The organism is Rhodococcus sp. NPDC055024, assembly GCF_053608585.1.
The window spans coordinates 117,071-133,974 of record NZ_JBSGVT010000002.1 but is presented as its reverse complement, the minus strand read 5'-3'; the positions used below and the strand labels follow the sequence as shown (position 1 = coordinate 133,974).

Below are 16,904 nucleotides of genomic sequence, written 5' to 3'. Positions count from 1 at the left end.
GCACCGAATCCAGTCAGTATCCAATCCAGGCAGGGAACAACATGTCAGAGAATGAGACCATGGCGAGAGCCGAATCCACCGAGGGCAGCAGCGTGGCAACCGAACGACAGTCGACGACGAAGGTAATTCGCGCGGCCATCGTCGGTACCGTCGTCGAGTACTACGACTTCGGTATCTACGGGTACATGGCCACGACGATCGCCGCGCTGTTCTTCGTTTCCCATGACCCGAACGCAGCACTGCTCGGTACTTTTGCAGCATTCGCCGTGGCCTTCTTCCTACGCGTGCCAGGCGGAATCTTCTTCGGCCACATCGGCGACAAGTACGGCCGCAAGAACGCCTTGTCCTGGACCATCCTCCTGATGGTTCTTGCGACAGCAGGAATGGGATTGCTGCCGACTTACGCCACATTGGGTGTGTGGGCGACGTCCATCCTCGTTCTGGCTCGTTGCCTGCAGGGCTTCGCGGCAGGCGGTGAACTCGGCGGAGCCAACGCGTTCGTCTCCGAGTCCGCTCCCAAGCGGTGGCGTGCGACGCAGACGTCGATGGTCAACACCGGCACCTACCTGGGTTCGTTGGCAGCTTCGCTCATGGCTCTCGGCCTGACCTCGGTGTTCTCGCAAGAGCAGATCCTCGAATGGGCTTGGCGTATCCCTTTTCTGCTCAGCCTGCTGATCGGTGGTATCGGTATCTGGATCCGTAGCCAGATGGAAGACACTCCTCAGTTCGAAGAACTGCAGGACAAGGGTGAGACCAAGAAGCTTCCCATCCGGGAACTGCTCAGCACGTCCGGCGGCAGCGTCGTCAAGATCATCATGCTGGGCGCACTCATTACCGGTGGCTACTACATCGCCTCGGTGTATGCCGCGACTTACCTGCAGACCACTGGTGGTCATTCGTCACGGGTTGCGTTCCTTTCCACTTCTCTTGCACTGGTTCTTGGCGTCATCACCTTGCCGATCTCGGGATACATGGCAGACAAGTACGGGCGTCGACCGGTGCTGTTCGCCGGTAGCGCCGCCGCCGTGGTTCTCGGAATTCCGATGTTCATGATGATGGCCGGTTCCGGCATCTGGCAGGCGGTAGTCGGTCAGTCGGTGCTCTTCATCTGCGTTTCCGTTGTCAACGGTGCTTCGTACGTGACCTATGTCGAAATGTTGAAAGCATCAGTGCGGTACAGCGGTCTGGCATTGGGTAACAACGTCACCAACATGTTCCTCGGTGGCACCGCGCCTTTCATCGCCACCTATCTCATCAGCTTGACCGGCAACTCTCTCGCTCCGGCCGGATACTTCGTCTTCTGTGCGGTGATCACGCTTGTCACGGTCTTCTTCATCAAGGAGACCAAGGGTGTTGAACTGCAGGTTGATTGATCATCCGGGTAGAACAGGAGCGTGACCATGTCCCTCGCTGACAAGCAAGAAATCACCGAAGTTCTATATCGCTACGCTCGGGCCGTCGATCGGAAGGATTTCGACAGCGTGGCCCTCTGCTACTTCGACGATGCGATAGACAACCACGGTGGTTACATCGGAACCGTTGACGGGCTCATCGAAGACATGAAGCTCAGACACAAGACGATCGACTCGTCGATTCACTGCATTTCCAACATACTGATCGACGTCAACGGCGATGTCGCTCAGTGTGAGTCGTACTGCTTGTGCTTTCTGCGGCAAGAGCGTTCCGGTACGGATACGGTGCAGACGCTTGCGACGATCAAATGCCGTTACGTCGACAGGTTCGAAAGGCGCCATGGTGAATGGCGAATCGCCGATCGGATCGTCGTGTTCGACGAATCCCGTGAAGACGTGATCGAGAACGTCTTACCCACGGACTGGGTGACGCAACGTCGATCCTTCGACGATCCGGTCTACACCAGGACGCCTTGACCAGTAGTGCAGACGAAGGCCTTCACACACGATGTGTGTGAAGGCCTTTCGTCTGTTCAGCGCTTGGTCAGTCCACTACATCCGGCGCCGCGACCTCGGTCAAACAGCCGTCCGAGAGTCGAAGCCAGCGTTCGACCTTCACCTCGGCCAGGAACCTCTCGTCATGACTGACCACCACTAACACCCCCTGATATGCGTTCAGGGCGCTTTCGAGTTGAGCGACACTCACCAAGTCGAGGTTGTTGGTCGGCTCGTCGAGAAGCAGCAGCTGTGGGGCCGGATCGGCAAAGAGAACGCACGCCAATGTAGCCCGCAGTCGTTCACCGCCAGAGAGTGCAGCGACGGGTAGATGAGCGCCCGCGCCTCGAAAGAGGAAGCGCGCCAGTATGTTCATGCGTTCCGGCGCCGGGAGATTCGGAGCAGACAATGCAAAGTTCTCCGCGACGGTGCGCGTGGGGTCGAGAAGGTCGAGCCTTTGCGACAGGTAGGCCACCCGGCCGTCGGCTCGCGTGATCTCACCGGAAGTCGGCGCCAAGTCCCCATTGACGATTCTCAGTAACGTCGACTTTCCGACGCCGTTCGGCCCCGTCAAGGCGATACGTTCCGGTCCTCGAATGGCCAGGTCAGCTCCGGGTTCGGCGAAGATCGCGCGATCGTCGAACGCGAATTGCATTCGCTCACCGAGGAATACCGTCCGGCCGGCGGGTACGTGGGTTCCCGGCAGTTCGAGCGAAATGGTCTGGTCGTCTCGGAGAGCTCGACCGGCTTGGTCGAGTCGTTCCTTTGCCGCGTCGACCCGGGCGAGGTGTGTCTCGTTGGCCTTGCCCGCCGACTCCTGGGCGTTGCGCTTCATGGTCCCCGCAAAAATCTTGGGCAAGCCCGCGTTCCCCAGATTGCGGGCAGCGTTACTTGCGCGTCGGGAAGCGCGTTCTCGGGCCTGCTGCAGTTCCCGCTTCTCGCGTTTGACCTCCTGCTCGGCGTTGCGGATGTTCTTCTCCGCCACTTCGCGAGCCGAACGTGCAGCAGCTTCGTATTCGGTGAAATTGCCACCGTAGAAGCTGATCTCGCCGCTGTGGAGTTCGGCGATGCGGTCCATGCGGTCGAGTAGACCTCGATCGTGGCTGACGATCAACAGACAACCATTCCACTCGTCGAGAACGTCGTAGAGCCTGCGGCGCGCCTCGAGGTCGAGGTTGTTGGTCGGTTCGTCGAGGAGAAGGACATCGGGGCGTCGCAGTAGTTGAGCCGCCAGTCCGAGCGAGACGACCTGACCTCCGCTGAGGGTGTCGAGGCGACGATCGAACGTCATGTCGCCCAAACCGAGTCGGCCGAGTTGGGCTCGCGTGCGCTCCTCGATATCCCAGTCGGACCCGATTGTCGTGAAGTGTTCTTCTTGTGTGTCCCCGGATTCGACGGCGTCAAGCGCATCAAGAATCGGGGCAATGCCCAAGACCTCGGCAACGGTCAGATCGCCCGTCAGTGGCAGATCCTGCGGAAGGTATCCGAGAACCCCGTCGACAGACACACTTCCCGAGCGCGGGTGCAGTTGACCGGCGATCAGTCTGAGCAGAGTGCTTTTCCCGACGCCGTTCTGGGCAACCAGTCCGGTTCGGCCACCGGGCACCGTGAAGGACAGTTCGTCGAAGACCGGAGTGTCGTCCGGCCAGGCAAAAGACAGATTCGAGCAAACGATATAGGTATCGGGCATGAATAGACCTCAGAAGTCGCGCGGGCGCGGCAACGCTGCTCCGCGAAGAGCCGGGTGAGTGAACGACAACATGGCCACGACGGCAGCGCTCGAAGCGTCTACCGGTGGCCGTCATGCCCGGTTTTATCCGGAGATGTCGAGTTCACCAACCATGTCTGATCCTTGTGGTCTGTGTCGTTTCATCCGACGATAACAGGAGCCGGCATTTAATCACGACCGGTATTTACGTGCGAGCGTTGTCTACATGCGAGCAATGCCGGCGCAGAGAAGTTCGACCAGTCGTCGATACACGCGATCGGGGTCGGTTCCTGCCGGTTGGCCCTCTACCGATTCGAGGATGCAGAAACCGTGCAGCGCGCTACGAAGAGACCACGCCGCCTGCTCTGAATCATCCGGGCTCAGACCGTATCCCGCGACCACCCGGTTGATGACGTCGACCACCTCGCCGACAGCCGAGACCAGATCGGGATGCGGAGCGGTGGGGTAGCGATCGGTGATGGCGTAGAGGCCGGGGTGCGCTCGGACGAAGGCGCGCCATGCGTCGGCAAGCGCCATGACGGCGTCGTCGCGGGAGAGGCCGACCGCGGCGGCGCGCAGTTGTTCGGCGAGAAGGTTGCGTGCGAGGAGGCTGAGTTGATGTTGGACGTCGTCAACCCCGTCGACGTGTTTGTAGAGGGCTGACTGCCGGACGTCGAGGGTCTCGGCGAGTTGACTCAGTACCAGAGCGTCGGCGCCTTTGCCGTCGACCAGGTCGGCTGCGGCCGCGATCACGCGTTCACGGGTAACCGGAGTTCTCATGCACGCATCTTCCCTGTATGACAGGCCTCGCGTTGGTGATACATTATCACCATGAGTGATGATGTATTGCCGGGCGCCTTGTCCGGCGACCACCTGCGCCGTCGTGACCTGCGCGTAGTCGTGACCGGTGCATGCATCCTCGGGTTGACCTCGGTGCTCTACGAACTCTCCGGGGTGTCGCCGTCGACGGGTGCGTTCTTTCGGTGCCTCTATGCGCTTGTCCCGCTCGGCGTACTCGTGCTCGTCCAGCGCCGCCGGTCACCCCGGCCGTCGACGTCGGGGCCCTGGAAGGTGAAGTCTCTACTTGCCGGCGCTTTCCTCGGAATCGATCTGGTGCTCTGGCACGAGTCGATTCATTCGATCGGGGCAGGTCTTTCGACTGTGATCCTGAATCTGCAGGTGCTGTTCGTCGCAATCCTCGGCTACGTTGTTCTGCGCCAACGGATCGGCCGGGAATTGGTCGCGAGCCTCCCGCTGCTCTTCGTCGGAGTTGCCCTGGTAGCCGGGACGAGCACCACGCTCACCGGACCGAATCCTGCTGTCGGAGCGTCGTTTGCCGTGGTCGCCGCAGGTGCCTACGCGGTCTACATCTTTCTCATGGGTCTGGCCACTCGGGCGGCGGGCAGAACGGCGTTGCCGATGTTCGTCTCGACCGGAGCCACTGCCCTCACGGCAGGTGTCTACGGCCTCGTGAGTGGAACTTTGGATCTGACGCCTTCGCTCGTAGCTCAAGGCTGGCTTGTGCTGCTCGCGTTGGTGTCTCAGGTAATCGGGTGGCTGCTGGTGGCCAGCGCCAGTCAACGTCTGCCCGCCAGTGTCGTCGCCGCCAGCCTCGTGTTGCAATCGGCGTCGGCACTGCTGTTCGGTGCGGTCCTGCTTGCGCAGACCCCGACACTTGTCCAACTCGCGGGGGCCGGAATGATTCTGGCCGGAGTGGTTGTCGCGACGCGGATACCCCCGAAGAAGTCCTCGACGACTGTTGTCGGAAAACGAATGGAGACAAGCGTATGACCACGGCGGCTGACCGCATCTACATCAACGGCGATATCAGGCCCATGGACAGTACGGTCGGCGACAACCCGACCGCAATGGCTGTAAAGGACGGCAGATTCGTCGCCCTCGGAACTGATGCCGAGATCTCGGCGTTGTCCGATCACGAAACCGCTGTCGTCGATCTCGCCGGGTCGGTGGTCGTTCCGGGGTTCATCGAGACGCACCTTCATCCGATGATGTGGGGTTTGATGCTCAGTGGGGTCGACGCAACGACGGGTGCGTGCCCCACCATCGAGGAGCTGATCACGGCGTTGGCTGCGCGGGCCGCGATCACACCAGTCGGCGAGCCTATCGAAGCCTGGGGCTTCGACGACAGCCTCGTGGCCGAAGATCGTGGCCTGACCGCAGCTGATCTCGACAAGGCTTCCACCGATCATCCGATTCTGGTGCGGCACTTGTCTGCTCACGGGATCTATGTCAACTCGGTCGCATTGGAGAAGGCCGGGATCGATGCCACCACGGTTGACCCGGAGGGCGGTGTCATCATTCGGGACAGCGACGGTGTACCCACCGGTGAGCTGTGTGAGATTCCGGCAATGTCTCTGGTACACGGCCTGGTTCCGGAAATGAATCCGGATGCATCCAAGACTGCGATGCTGCGGGCGCAGCAAGTCATGGCGTCGGTGGGCGTGACGAGTTTCCACGACATGTACGTCACGGCCGAGATGTACCGGGCGTACCGGCAACTCGATGCCGATGGTGAACTGCGTCTGCGCGCGCGTCTCTATCTGGGCCACGGGGTGCACGATCAGTTGGGTGAGCTCGCCGATCCGAGCGACCGAATCCGTGTGGGTGGCGTCAAACTCATTTCGGACGGGTCGATTCAGTTGCACACTGCTGCTCTGAGCGAGCCTTACCACGATCTGGATGGATGTCACTGCGGCGGAATGGCAATCCCGGCAGGTGCACTCGGGTCACTCGTCGAGGAGCATCACGTTGCCGGCCGGCAGGTTGCTATCCATACCAACGGTGATCAGGCCATCGATTTTGCATTGGACGCAATTACCGCGGCTCGGGCAGCGCACCCGGACGTCGAAGTCTCGCATCGACTCGAGCACGTTCAGACCTTGCGGGAAGATCAGATCGCGCGAATGGTCGAACTCGGGGTGGTCGCGTCGATCTTCGTGAACCACGTCTACTACTGGGGCGACCGGCACCGCGATCGTTTTCTCGGACCGGGTCGCGGCGAACGGATCAGTCCCGTGGCGTCGGTGGTGGCGGCCGGTCTTGCTTACGCGCTGCATTGCGACTGCCCCGTCACTCCGGTGAACCCGCTCTTCACCATGACCACAGCCGTACATCGCGTGACGCGAGAAGGTCATGTTCTGGGTGCAGATCAACGGGTTTCCGCGTCCGATGCGTTGGCCGGCTACACGAGTGCTGCCGCTCGTCTCACCGGTGAGTCATCGGACAAAGGTCGGATAGCGGTGGGACTTTTGGCGGATTTTGTTGTGCTCGACGGAGATCCGTTGCACAGCGCTTCGGCGGACTTGAATGAACTGTCGATCCTGCGCACGGTTGTCGGCGGTGAGACCGTCTTCGAGGCGTAAGGACTCCGCCTTAGTTGTTGCTCGATTGTCGCTGCTTTCAAAGCGGAGGCAATCGAGCGATCCCCAAAACAAACCAAAAGTTTGTAGAACTTGTTTCAGGTTACTTTTCGGCTGTATGGACTATCCGGGCGAAAGTTACTTCAGCAAACGGGTTGCAACAAAACGCTTCACTTTTTCAATGATCCAGGTGAGAGGCGATTCTGTAGTCAAGTTCAGGTTTCAATAAGCTTCTGGACATTCGACCAGCTTTTCGCCAAAAATTCCTGATACGTGTGGTAAAAATCTAAACGACGCAAGCGGACGTCGACAGCACGAGAGAGGAATGACCCGTTCGCGAGAACGGCTCGCAATCTTTCCGCAACACGCTCTCGCTCTGCACTTACCGCTACGACCCCTCACTGACCACGGATGAACGAAACCCTCTGCCCGTACCAGGGCGCACATGACTGGATCCGACCAGCTTTCTCACCCTGCAAGCTCCCCGCCACGGGGACCAGACGAAAAGAGTGTTCTCCATGAACAAAGCAACCAAGGGCGCAGTCGCGGCCGGTGCAGCAGCACTACTCCTCGCCGGTGGCGCGGGAACCATGGCGGCGTGGAACGCAAACGCACCCCTGAACGGCGGCACTATTTCTTCGGGCAAGCTGACGCTGACCACCCAGGGAACCCCGTCTTGGACGGTTTCGAACGCAACTGTCAACGGTGGTACCGCGGCCCCCGTCACCATCAGCACATTCAAGGTTTCCCCTGGCGACGTTCTCACGTACTCGGGCTCCGTCAAGATCGGTGCTGTGGGCAACAATCTGAGCGCGACGCTCAAGGCGGATGCTTCGACGATCACCGGAACCGGCACTCTGAAGGCCGAGATGGCTCCGGTTACGACGGCGACTGTCGGAGCGACTCCGTTGCCGACGAACGGAACAGGCGTTGTGATCACTTCCGCGAACAACGACAACGTCGTCAGCGTGAATGTTGTCTTCGACTTCACGAAGGCTCCAGCAACCAACAGTTCGCAGGACAGCCAGGTTGATCTGACGAACTTCAACGTCACTCTCGATCAGGCATAAGGCTTGCGTAAGCACTACCGTTGGTGGGCAACCGCCGCCGCGCTGGTCATCGGACTGATCTTCGTATCGGTGCAGCAGACCAGCGCGCGGTGGACGGCCGCTGAAACACTGTCCGGTGGCACGATCCAGTCCGGGATCCTCGACCTGACGGTGGGCAGTGCTGGGAGCGGCCAGAGCAGTTTCGACTTCACTGCTCTGGGCGCCACCGGTATGTTCCCCAACGCATATGCACAGGCTCCCTTGACAGTTCACAACTCCGGTAGCGTTCCACTCAATTACCGGATCCAGAACGTCACGCAGTCTTCCGCTGATGTTCCGCTCTCGTTGTCGGTGACGCCAGTGACTTCCGAAGCCGGCTGCCCTGCCCAGGGCGCAGCTGACGGCACCGCGATCTACAACGGTCCCATGGTCGGTGCTCAGACACCGACAGCTCCGGGATGGCGCACGGTTGCTGCCGGCAGTACCGAAATCTTGTGCTTGCGTGGCACTGTCGGTCCTGACGTCGCGTCGGGTGTCTCCACGAGCGTGCATTTCTCGTTCGAAGCGGAGTCGGTATGACGCACGCAGTGAAGGGTCCTGATCAGAGAACCGGTGCCTGGTGGTGGATCCGCAATATCGTCTCGTGGGTTCTGCTGCTGGGTGTTCTGGCGATTCTGTTGTCGACGGTCGTTGTTCCACGTTTGACGGGGTCGACGCCCTTCACTGTGTTGACCGGTTCGATGCAACCCACCTATCCACCCGGCACCCTCATCGTGGTGAAACCGCAAGACGCTGCCCGATTGCAGGCAGGCGATGCGATCACCTACCAGATCGAGTCCGGGAAGCCCGATGTGGTTACGCACCGCATCATCATGGCGCGACTCAACTCCGCCGGTGATCTCACCTTCGTCACTCAAGGCGATGCAAATCCGATAGCGGATCAGAATCCCGTTGTACCGGAGCAGATTCGCGGCAAGGTGTGGTACAGCGTGCCGTACATCGGATACGTGTACAACGCCATCACAGGGCAGATGCGCTCGGTGATGCTGACGGTTGTCGTTGGCGCATTATCGATCTATGCCGTGTTCATGTTCGTCGGATCGGTCCGTGACCGTACCCGGCGACGTTCTGCGTCTGCAGATTCCCAACCTTCCGAACCGAGTGCGTCGGCGCCTCGAGTTGATCAGCAAGAAAGGCACAGCCATGTCTAAGCACGAGGAGCAGCAGGCGCCCGCCTCGCTCGGTACACGTCTGGTTCGGGGCGCAACCAGCGGCCGCGCACGCGCGATCATGTCCGTGGGAATTGTTCTGGGCCTCGGCGCCGTAGGCACGATGGCTGCTTGGAGTGACAACGCCAGTGCCACTTCAGGTGTCTTCAGTACAGGAACGATGGATTTGCAGATCAACGGTGACCAGGGAAGCCCGTCATACGGATTCACCACGCTGACGAAGACAGGCATGGTTCCAGGCAACAGCATCAGCGCCATGCTCCCGGTGCAGAACAAGGGCACTTCTGCGTTCAACTACACGATGTCCGCGACTGCCAGCACCTCCACGCTTGCGCCGCTGATGAAGGTCGCCGTCTACAGCGAGGGCTCAGCGACCAATACCAACAACGTCGGAACATGCTCGGGTACCTTGATCGAGGTCGTGAAGCCGTTTACGTCCGGCGGAACCGTCAACGTAATCGCGACACCTCGTCCGCTGGCTGCGTCGACCGGCGTCGAGAATTTGTGCTTCTTGGTCACCTTGGATCCTGCAGCCACAGTTGACGTTCAGAATCAGACAGTGAGTGCCACATTCAACTTCAATGCAGCTACGGTCTGAGGCAGCGATGAGTAGCCATGAGGCTGTTTCAAGTGCTTCCCGCGGCCGGACCGGTCGTGAAATCGCGCTGACCGTCGGTGCACTCGCTGGTCTGATCTGTATCTTGTTCGCTGCTGGATCTATGTTGTTCGGAATTAAGCCATTGGTTTTCCGATCTGGTTCGATGTCTCCAGAGATCACAACGGGGGCACTGGCATTGTCAAGAACTGTTCCCGCAGTTGACGTGTCGGTCGGTGATGTCGTGAGTGTTGTCAATGACCAGGGTGTGAGGGTCTCGCACCGGGTGTACGAGATTAACTCGGTGGCGGGAAACTCGGCAGTCTTGACGCTTAAAGGCGATGCCAACCGCGAACCTGACATCATGCCGTACACCGTCACAGAGGTTGATCGAATCTTCTTCAGCGTCGGCGGATTTGGCTATGCCGTATCATGGCTGTCCGGACCGTTCGCCGTCTTCTTGGGCGGGGTGTTTGTAGGCGGACTCCTGGTGATCGCGTTCAAGTCGCCAACAAGGAGGGATGACGACGGACGCAGCACGCCTGAATTGAATGTTCTCGGCTACGGTCCGGAATCGGATGAAACGCAGACTCGGGTGCTGACGGCCGCACCCTTCAAATCGTTGATGGTTGTAGGAGCGGTTGCAGTTGCCGCATTCGGCGCGACACAGGCAGTAGGCACTAGCGCTGCGTTTACAGATACGGCGAAGGCGACTAGTTCGTTGGGGGCTGGTTACTTCCCGGCGCCGCGGGTAGGGAACGTCACTTGTGCGAACAGCGGACATCTTGGCGGGCTCCACTACGCTGCGAGAATCAGCTGGGCACATGTAGCAGCCCCACTCAGCTATCGAGTGCTTGTTCGTCGTGACAATGGATCGGTCCAAACGACGATCAATGTCAGTGCAGGTGCGACACCGGTTGGTGGCACATTGACTACCCAGATCGGCGACGCGCAGGTTGGCGATCACACGGGTTGGACGTACACCGCCGAAGTCTACACTGTGAACAATGGCGTCCCGTCGCTGCAATGGCGCGGTTACGTCCTCAAACAACCAACTATTTGGAACGTGGAGTGCAATAGCCCTGCCAATGCGGCTGCGTTGCAAGGAGATGCTGCGCGACTTGTCGCACCGACAACTACGTCGGCTGCCGAGATAACCACGACGAGTGCACCGACGACGACAGGCACGTCGACGACGGCTCCCACTACGACTGACGTGACAACCACGACCGGTGCCCCAACGACAACGGAGACCTCGACCAGCACTACGACTCAGTCGACAACTCCTACAACAACAACTGATTCGACCACCACGACAACCACAACTACGAAGCAACCGCCGGTGGCTTTGGGTGCGGCGGAAACGTCACTGACTGGCTACAACGCAACTTTGATGCAGGACGGTGCCAGCGTCGCGGTGGTGGTCACCGACAGTTCGGGTGCAGAAGTGTCGAGCACACCGGTGAGCGCCACGGCGGCCGTGATGTGGCAGTCAGACGCAGACGAGCTGTGGATCGTGGACGGCGCCAACGTCTATCGCGTCAACGCCGCAACGGGAGTCTCGGAGAAGAACCCCTCCAGCGAAGCTCCCACAGAGATCGCTGCCTGGATCGACGGGCAGAAGTGATGAATACAGAACAGACGGAATTCGGGGACGGGAGAGTTCGGATGATTGATCGCATCGTTCCCACAAGTCGATGGAATGCGCGACGTACCAGGATAATCGGCGCATCGCTGGTCATGCTCGGAGGGGCGGCATTCCTGACTGGCTGCGCTGATACCGGCTCGTTGGGTTCGTCCGGCGGCGGCAAGCCCACCACGACCACGTCCGTTCCGGCTACAACCACCCCTGTGGTGACTACTCCGGTCGAATCCGGTTCGTTGGCGCTGAAAACCGTCACCGCACCAACCTGGACGGATCAGAACGGTCCGATCGATCTGTCGACGATGGTTGTCGTGCCGGGCGACGTTCTGACCTATCACGCCAGTTTCGAGTTGGAGATCAAGGGAACTGGCATGAAGGCAAAGCTGTCGACCAGTGATCTGGGTGTCTCCGGCGGAGCGGCGCTGGTTGCCCAGTTGAAGCCGGTCACCGAAGTCAAGCTCGATGGAGTGCCAGTACCTGTCGGTGCCGACGGAACTGTGGTCAGTACGTCGAAGGACGGCAAGATCGTCGACGTGGCAATACGTTTCACCTTCGACAAGGATTCAGCGACAGCGTTGTCGATGGATCAGTCGTTGAACTTGGCGCGATTCGACGTAAATCTGGTGCAGATTCCTGCATGATGTCGGTGCGGGCGACACGAGCGCAGTAGCTGTTCAGGAGTGAGGCCGGGTAGCAGATCTGCTACCCGGCCTCACTTTGTGAATTGTTGTAGAGGTTGCTTATCCGATGAACGTTACCGGCTTGCCGAGCGACCCGACATCAAGCGATCCTGAGCTGACGGATCCAGTCTTCACTGATCCGGTGTCGAGTGAACCGAAGCTCGCCGAGCCGAAGTCAGCGGAACCGAAGCTCAGGGAACCGAAATCGAGTGACCCGGTTCCACCGGGCGTGACTGGTGTATCGGTGGAATCGAGCGTGAGGTCCACGCTCCAGTTCGGCGTGATACTGCCGTTCTGCGACGAATTCCCTGCCTCGAAGGGCATTCCGATGACGAAGGCAACCTTGGCGCTTTGGCCCGGTGCTAGGCGGACCAAGTTCAACTGGGTCCCTGGTGCGGCGACATTTCCGGTGACGGTGAGCGGATTGCCCGCGACGCCGTTGACGTCGACCCGAAGGAATGCTTCCATGCCGTCGCTGATCTCGTAATTTCCGACGTAGAAGTGCGCCTCACCTGCTCGGTCCGATGCGTTTCGGACGTAGAACGTGGTCGTGTTGGTCCCGCCTGGTATGAGTATGTCTGTGCTCCAGACGATCTTGGATGTATCTCCCCAGGTCGAGTTGTCGGCGGAGTACTGGAGGATTCCGCTATCGCCATCCGCTGCATGAGCGAGCGACGGCATCAGTGCTCCGCCCACCAGTGCAAGTGTGAAGGCCGCGAGTATCCCCGTGACTGCACTCAGTAGTGCGCCAAGCTTTCGAGATGAGTAACTGATAGTTTTCATAGCTTGAATCGTAGTCGGACATACGTCCAATCGGGAGGGATTGTGGGGAGTTATCTGTATATTGTGCAGCACTTTTCGCAAGCTTGATCTTCCAAACGAACGAATGCTGGGAATGAACTGTCGTCGATGCTGATGTGATACACAAATCGGAGTCACAGATAGCCGCTTGATAACGTCTCGGCAGTCATTGAAGGGATGGTGATCACGCCCCGAACATTCATGGAGACAACAGATTCTTCCGTTCCGCTGGCAAGCCTTTTCGAGCCGGGAATCGATCCGATCGCAGAACCCAGTTTCCAGCGCGCGTCCGACGACAACGTACTGGGCCACGGTGCTCCGGCGTCGAAGGTGTTGATAGCGTCGTGCGCACACGACGACTCACCGATGTCGCTCGTACCGGCGGCCGATGCGCGTGAGCTGGCGGACACGTACAGAAGCCGGGGGACGGACGTGAGCTATCAGCCCACCGACTGCAGTATGGATCGCGCATTCGCAGACCCCTACGGCTGGGGCACAGACCTGTTCGGGATGCAGACGATCGACTGGATAGCCCACAACTTCGACCACTGAGCGAATCAGCCGGCCAACAGTTTGTTGATCGGTGCGAGATCGAAATAGTCACGCCAGGCCACAATTTTCGAATCCGCGATCTCGAAGATTCCCATGACCGGAAGGACTACGTGTTTGTCGCCGAGGTCGAAGCGGTCGGTACGTTCGTTGAGTACAGTCGCACCGTTGGCGGACTGGTGATGAATCGTGAATTCGATCCCACCGAAGGCGGAGATGAAGCCTTCCAGGAAGTTCCTGATCTCGGCGCGTCCGACGATCGGTGACATCGGAATATTATGGTAGACAGCATCTTCACTGAAGTACGACGCGATTGTCTCGGCGCTACCTAGTTTCCACTCGGCGCAGAAGGCAGTGACGAGTCCTTCGGGGCTCATGGTGTGACCTCTCGGTGTGGTGAGACGTTCAAGTGCAAACTTTGATGCCGGCGTACGAACATGCTCGGGACCCAACGTGGTGGGGATTCGGAATCGATTGTGACGTGCGAACTGTTTTCGAGAAGGACTGCGATCGCGGTCTTTGCTTCCAGACGAGCCAGCGCGGCCCCGACACAGAAATGTGCTCCTTTGCCGAAGGCGAAATGCGCTCGGGGATTGACCCTGTCGAGGTTCATGGCCTGTGGTTCGGTGAATGACTCAGGATCGCGGTTCGCCGAGCCCCACAAAAGTATGAGGTGACTGCCGGCAGGTAGCGCCACGTCGCCGAGTGTTGTGTCCGCGTTGATATATCGGTGATGTCCGCGAAAGGGTGACTCGAGCCTGAGCGTTTCTTCCAGGAACGCGCCCACGAGTAGAGGGTCCTCGCGTAATTGCGCCTGTATCGCGGGGCGTTCGGCGAGTAACCGTGCAGAGTTTGCGATCAGTCCGGCGGTCGATTCGCCACCCGCGCCGACGAGTTGCACCAACATCAGCACGGCCACGTCCTCGCTGAGTTCGCCTGCGTCACAGCAACGGACGAGGTCTCCAAGTAGATCATCCACCGGGTGAGTCCGTGCCTCGCGAAACTTGCCGCAAAGATATCCGGTGAGTTCGGCAGCGGAGGTGACGACGTCTGTCAACCGCTCCGCCGTCACGACACCACTGAGAAGTTCGGTGCTGTCGTACGACCACGTCAGCAATTGGGGGACGTCAAGTGCCGGCAGGCCGATCAGTGTGGCAACCATCTGTAGCGGCAGCGTGTCCGCTACCGACGCGACCCATTCGATACGTCGACCGTCGAAGCCGCTGTCCCACAACTGCTGCGTGTACTCGAGCATCGTCGGCTCGAGTGCTCGGATACGTTTGGCGACCAGCGTCGGTAAGACAAGTTTGCGCTGGTGCTGATGGTCGGGTTCATCGGCAGTGGCGAGAACGTGAACAGCTTGCCCGCCTCCGTTCATGTCGAATGTCACGGCCGAACCGCCTGGTGTACGAACCAGTACTCCCGTGAGGTTGGAGGAGAAGTCCTCGGTACGGGAGACGGCTTCGGTGACCAATTCCCACGTCGACACCAGATAGAAGTCGGTATCGGGTATTCGGTACACGGGGTGCTCGCGCCGGAGTACCTCGTAGAGCGGGTAAGGGTCGTCGATGTTCGACGGGAGGAAGGGGTTGATGTCGAGCGTCGATGGTGTCACGAAGGGAAGATTTCACGGCCAGGAAGGAGAAGTCAACAGGTGGAAAATGCCTCTGAACTGGTATTTTGTGAAAATCTCACGCCCGTTGGGCCTTCCGTGCTTCTCCCTGGTCAGAGGCTCACCGCCTTCCGCAGCGCAGAGATTTCTGATTGAATCTGTCTCAGAGTGAGACGAGGTGACGGAGAGTGATCGGTGCAAACGAGCGTCGCGCCGCCGACTGGTTGGCCGGCGGTGACCGCAGTGAACGCGCTACCGAGCGCATCTTCGCGGCTGCGGCGGAGCTGATTCGAGAACAGGGATTCGATCGGTTCAATGCCGACGATGTCGCTGCCCGCGCAGGCTGTTCGCGGGCAACGCTCTACCGCTACGTGGGTGGCAAGTCCGCGATCCGCGAGGGGTTGTTGTCACGAGGCGCGGCATCCGTGGCGAGCCAGGTTGCGACTGCCGTCGAATCACTGCACGGCGACGAGCGGATCGTGGAGTCGATCCTCGTCGCCGTCGACGCGATCAGATCCGACGCCGCCATGAGCCACGGGCTTGCGGCGGCGCGGGCCAACGGAATTGACGAGTATCTCGTGTCCTCGCCGTTGCTGCCGCGTACTGCGCTGGAACTTGCAGGATTGGATCCTGAAGGTCAAGAGTCGCAGTGGGTGGTTCGGATAGTGTTGATGCTGTTGGCATGGCCTCTCGCAGACGGGGCCGCCGAACGACGGATGGTCGAAGCGTTTGTCAGGTCCTGAGGGCCCGCGTCAGCGAGTGCCCACGGGCCTGTCGCCGACGATCGAGATTCGATCCATCACTCTGCGAGCAGGAAAGTAGTCGCTGGCCGCGTAGTGCTGACAAGTTCGGTTGTCCCAGAACGCAATCGTATTCTTGCGCCACTTGAGTCGTACTTGGAATTCGGGGCGATGCACGTGTCGGTAGAGCAGGGTGAGTAGCTCGTTGGACTCGGCTTCGGACACCCCGACGATTCTCTGGGTGAAGCTGAGATTGACGAAGAGCACCTTCCTTCCGGTCTCGGGGATCACCCGCACCACGGGATGTCGAACCGCGGGGAACTGTGGGCGCAACTTCGCCACTGTCGACGGATCCATGTGCTTGCCGAACGAATTGATCCAATCGTGCTCGGCAACAAGGTGATCGATGCGTTCTTTGATGCCCTCCGGGAGTAGTTCGTAGGCCGCTCCGGTATCGGCCCACAAGGTATCGCCGCCGACTGGCGGAACCTCGACTGCACGCAAGACCGCTGCGAACGAGGGGAATTCGTGCCAGCTGACGTCGTTGTGCCAGTTGTTCTCCACACCGCCGGTCATCGCATCTTTGGCGAGAGTGACGATGTCGGCCTCACTCTGGCCTGGCTGGGTGTACTTGAAAAACGGATGCTGTTCCAGTGAGCCCCATCGGCTCGCAAAATCTCGGTGTTCGCTGCGGTCGATGGTTTGATCGCGGAAGAAGAGTACTTTCCATTCGAGTAGCGCTCGGCGAAGTTCCGACATCGTCTCGTCCGAGAGTTGGCCGCTCAGTTGGATTCCCGAGATTTCCGCACCGATGGTAGGCGTCGTCGGCATGAGTGTGAAACGCGTGTACGGCAACACGTCGAATCCCTCGGGGGTGCGCGATGCCACGAGTGGCCCGTAAGCAGCGAGTGGATCGGTTGCTACCGGGTAGATCTGTCCGCTCACGAATGCCGTCATGTCCGTCATCCTTACTCGTTCGGGTGGGGGTCTTTCGCTACGGTAAGGCGTA

Annotated in this window: 17 protein-coding genes and 1 pseudogene; 12 read left to right on the top strand and 6 right to left on the bottom strand. The window is 59.7% G+C overall.

The window, feature by feature from the left end; all coding sequences use genetic code 11:
* Positions 1 to 59: 59 nt before the first annotated feature.
* Together ACWF6P_RS07110 and ACWF6P_RS07105 are read left to right on the top strand one after the other, a co-directional pair.
* Positions 60 to 1,373, top strand: coding sequence for an MFS transporter (locus ACWF6P_RS07110; protein WP_317552316.1), 1,314 nt, complete (start codon positions 60 to 62; stop codon positions 1,371 to 1,373).
* A 27-nt stretch (positions 1,374 to 1,400) separates the two neighbouring features.
* On the top strand, positions 1,401 to 1,889 hold the full coding sequence (locus ACWF6P_RS07105; protein ID WP_378542712.1) for a nuclear transport factor 2 family protein: 489 nt from the start codon (positions 1,401 to 1,403) through the stop codon (positions 1,887 to 1,889).
* A 67-nt stretch (positions 1,890 to 1,956) separates the two neighbouring features.
* Here ACWF6P_RS07105 and ACWF6P_RS07100 read toward each other — a convergent pair whose 3' ends face one another.
* A complete protein-coding gene (locus ACWF6P_RS07100; protein ID WP_452620529.1) occupies positions 1,957 to 3,597 on the bottom strand; it encodes an ABC-F family ATP-binding cassette domain-containing protein in 1,641 nt (546 codons plus the stop codon).
* 240 nt (positions 3,598 to 3,837) lie between these two features.
* Entirely contained in the window at positions 3,838 to 4,395 is a 558-nt protein-coding gene (locus ACWF6P_RS07095; RefSeq protein WP_452620528.1) for a TetR/AcrR family transcriptional regulator, read from the bottom strand.
* Between the two features lie 51 nt (positions 4,396 to 4,446).
* Here ACWF6P_RS07095 and ACWF6P_RS07090 point away from each other — a divergent pair, with 51 nt between their 5' ends.
* From ACWF6P_RS07090 to ACWF6P_RS07055, 8 genes are all read left to right on the top strand, one after another.
* Positions 4,447 to 5,406, top strand: a complete 960-nt coding sequence (locus tag ACWF6P_RS07090) for a DMT family transporter (protein WP_452620527.1) — start codon at positions 4,447 to 4,449, stop codon at positions 5,404 to 5,406.
* On the top strand, positions 5,403 to 6,998 hold the full coding sequence (locus tag ACWF6P_RS07085; protein WP_452620526.1) for an amidohydrolase: 1,596 nt from the start codon (positions 5,403 to 5,405) through the stop codon (positions 6,996 to 6,998). Before ACWF6P_RS07090 ends, ACWF6P_RS07085 begins: the two co-directional genes overlap by 4 nt.
* Before the next feature lie 515 nt (positions 6,999 to 7,513).
* Positions 7,514 to 8,065 (top strand): alternate-type signal peptide domain-containing protein, encoded by a 552-nt coding sequence (locus tag ACWF6P_RS07080; protein WP_452620525.1) that lies wholly within the window; start codon positions 7,514 to 7,516, stop codon positions 8,063 to 8,065.
* A gap of 3 nt (positions 8,066 to 8,068) precedes the next feature.
* A complete protein-coding gene (locus tag ACWF6P_RS07075) occupies positions 8,069 to 8,623 on the top strand; it encodes a hypothetical protein (RefSeq protein ID WP_452620524.1) in 555 nt (184 codons plus the stop codon).
* A complete protein-coding gene (locus tag ACWF6P_RS07070; RefSeq protein WP_452620523.1) occupies positions 8,620 to 9,255 on the top strand; it encodes a signal peptidase I in 636 nt (211 codons plus the stop codon). Before ACWF6P_RS07075 ends, ACWF6P_RS07070 begins: the two co-directional genes overlap by 4 nt.
* Positions 9,248 to 9,871: a SipW-dependent-type signal peptide-containing protein gene (locus ACWF6P_RS07065; protein ID WP_452620522.1), complete on the top strand. Its 624-nt coding sequence runs from the start codon at positions 9,248 to 9,250 to the stop codon at positions 9,869 to 9,871. Before ACWF6P_RS07070 ends, ACWF6P_RS07065 begins: the two co-directional genes overlap by 8 nt.
* Positions 9,872 to 10,112: 241 nt before the next feature.
* Positions 10,113 to 11,495 (top strand): hypothetical protein, encoded by a 1,383-nt coding sequence (locus ACWF6P_RS07060; RefSeq protein WP_452620521.1) that lies wholly within the window; start codon positions 10,113 to 10,115, stop codon positions 11,493 to 11,495.
* A gap of 41 nt (positions 11,496 to 11,536) precedes the next feature.
* A complete protein-coding gene (locus ACWF6P_RS07055; protein WP_452620520.1) occupies positions 11,537 to 12,154 on the top strand; it encodes an alternate-type signal peptide domain-containing protein in 618 nt (205 codons plus the stop codon).
* A 99-nt stretch (positions 12,155 to 12,253) separates the two neighbouring features.
* Here the strand turns inward: ACWF6P_RS07055 and ACWF6P_RS07050 are convergent, their stop codons facing one another.
* The gene (locus ACWF6P_RS07050) at positions 12,254 to 12,976 is read right to left on the bottom strand and encodes a hypothetical protein (protein ID WP_452620519.1); all 723 of its coding nucleotides are present in this window, start codon (positions 12,974 to 12,976) and stop codon (positions 12,254 to 12,256) included.
* 165 nt (positions 12,977 to 13,141) lie between these two features.
* On the opposite strand from ACWF6P_RS07050, the pseudogene ACWF6P_RS07045 reads away from it, so the two are divergent.
* Positions 13,142 to 13,546 (top strand): annotated as a pseudogene (locus ACWF6P_RS07045) (lipase family protein); the annotation flags it as partial.
* Between the two features lie 5 nt (positions 13,547 to 13,551).
* Here the strand turns inward: ACWF6P_RS07045 and ACWF6P_RS07040 are convergent.
* Both ACWF6P_RS07040 and ACWF6P_RS07035 read right to left on the bottom strand, forming a co-directional pair.
* Positions 13,552 to 13,920 carry a limonene-1,2-epoxide hydrolase family protein gene (locus ACWF6P_RS07040; protein WP_452620518.1) on the bottom strand — a complete coding sequence of 123 codons (369 nt, stop codon included), beginning with the start codon at positions 13,918 to 13,920 and terminating at the stop codon, positions 13,552 to 13,554.
* Positions 13,917 to 15,158, bottom strand: coding sequence for a cytochrome P450 (locus tag ACWF6P_RS07035; RefSeq protein ID WP_452620517.1), 1,242 nt, complete (start codon positions 15,156 to 15,158; stop codon positions 13,917 to 13,919). The genes ACWF6P_RS07040 and ACWF6P_RS07035 overlap by 4 nt, the downstream gene beginning before the upstream one ends.
* Positions 15,159 to 15,343: 185 nt before the next feature.
* Between ACWF6P_RS07035 and ACWF6P_RS07030 the strand changes: the two genes are divergently transcribed.
* A complete protein-coding gene (locus ACWF6P_RS07030; RefSeq protein WP_452620516.1) occupies positions 15,344 to 15,898 on the top strand; it encodes a TetR/AcrR family transcriptional regulator in 555 nt (184 codons plus the stop codon).
* Positions 15,899 to 15,907: 9 nt separating this feature from the next.
* Here ACWF6P_RS07030 and ACWF6P_RS07025 read toward each other — a convergent pair whose 3' ends face one another.
* Positions 15,908 to 16,861, bottom strand: coding sequence for a TauD/TfdA dioxygenase family protein (locus ACWF6P_RS07025; RefSeq protein ID WP_452620515.1), 954 nt, complete (start codon positions 16,859 to 16,861; stop codon positions 15,908 to 15,910).
* Positions 16,862 to 16,904 lie beyond the last annotated feature (43 nt).

Bases quoted from the DNA above. Each gene is read 5' to 3' on its own strand.
- ACWF6P_RS07110 (WP_317552316.1), top strand. From the start codon at position 60: ATGGCGAGAGCCGAATCCACCGAGGGCAGCAGCGTGGCAACCGAACGA.
- ACWF6P_RS07105 (WP_378542712.1), top strand. From the start codon at position 1,401: ATGTCCCTCGCTGACAAGCAAGAAATCACCGAAGTTCTATATCGCTAC.
- ACWF6P_RS07100 (WP_452620529.1), bottom strand. From the start codon at position 3,597: ATGCCCGATACCTATATCGTTTGCTCGAATCTGTCTTTTGCCTGGCCG.
- ACWF6P_RS07095 (WP_452620528.1), bottom strand. From the start codon at position 4,395: ATGAGAACTCCGGTTACCCGTGAACGCGTGATCGCGGCCGCAGCCGAC.
- ACWF6P_RS07090 (WP_452620527.1), top strand. From the start codon at position 4,447: ATGAGTGATGATGTATTGCCGGGCGCCTTGTCCGGCGACCACCTGCGC.
- ACWF6P_RS07085 (WP_452620526.1), top strand. From the start codon at position 5,403: ATGACCACGGCGGCTGACCGCATCTACATCAACGGCGATATCAGGCCC.
- ACWF6P_RS07080 (WP_452620525.1), top strand. From the start codon at position 7,514: ATGAACAAAGCAACCAAGGGCGCAGTCGCGGCCGGTGCAGCAGCACTA.
- ACWF6P_RS07070 (WP_452620523.1), top strand. From the start codon at position 8,620: ATGACGCACGCAGTGAAGGGTCCTGATCAGAGAACCGGTGCCTGGTGG.
- ACWF6P_RS07065 (WP_452620522.1), top strand. From the start codon at position 9,248: ATGTCTAAGCACGAGGAGCAGCAGGCGCCCGCCTCGCTCGGTACACGT.
- ACWF6P_RS07055 (WP_452620520.1), top strand. From the start codon at position 11,537: ATGATTGATCGCATCGTTCCCACAAGTCGATGGAATGCGCGACGTACC.
- ACWF6P_RS07050 (WP_452620519.1), bottom strand. From the start codon at position 12,976: ATGAAAACTATCAGTTACTCATCTCGAAAGCTTGGCGCACTACTGAGT.
- ACWF6P_RS07040 (WP_452620518.1), bottom strand. From the start codon at position 13,920: ATGAGCCCCGAAGGACTCGTCACTGCCTTCTGCGCCGAGTGGAAACTA.
- ACWF6P_RS07025 (WP_452620515.1), bottom strand. From the start codon at position 16,861: ATGACGGACATGACGGCATTCGTGAGCGGACAGATCTACCCGGTAGCA.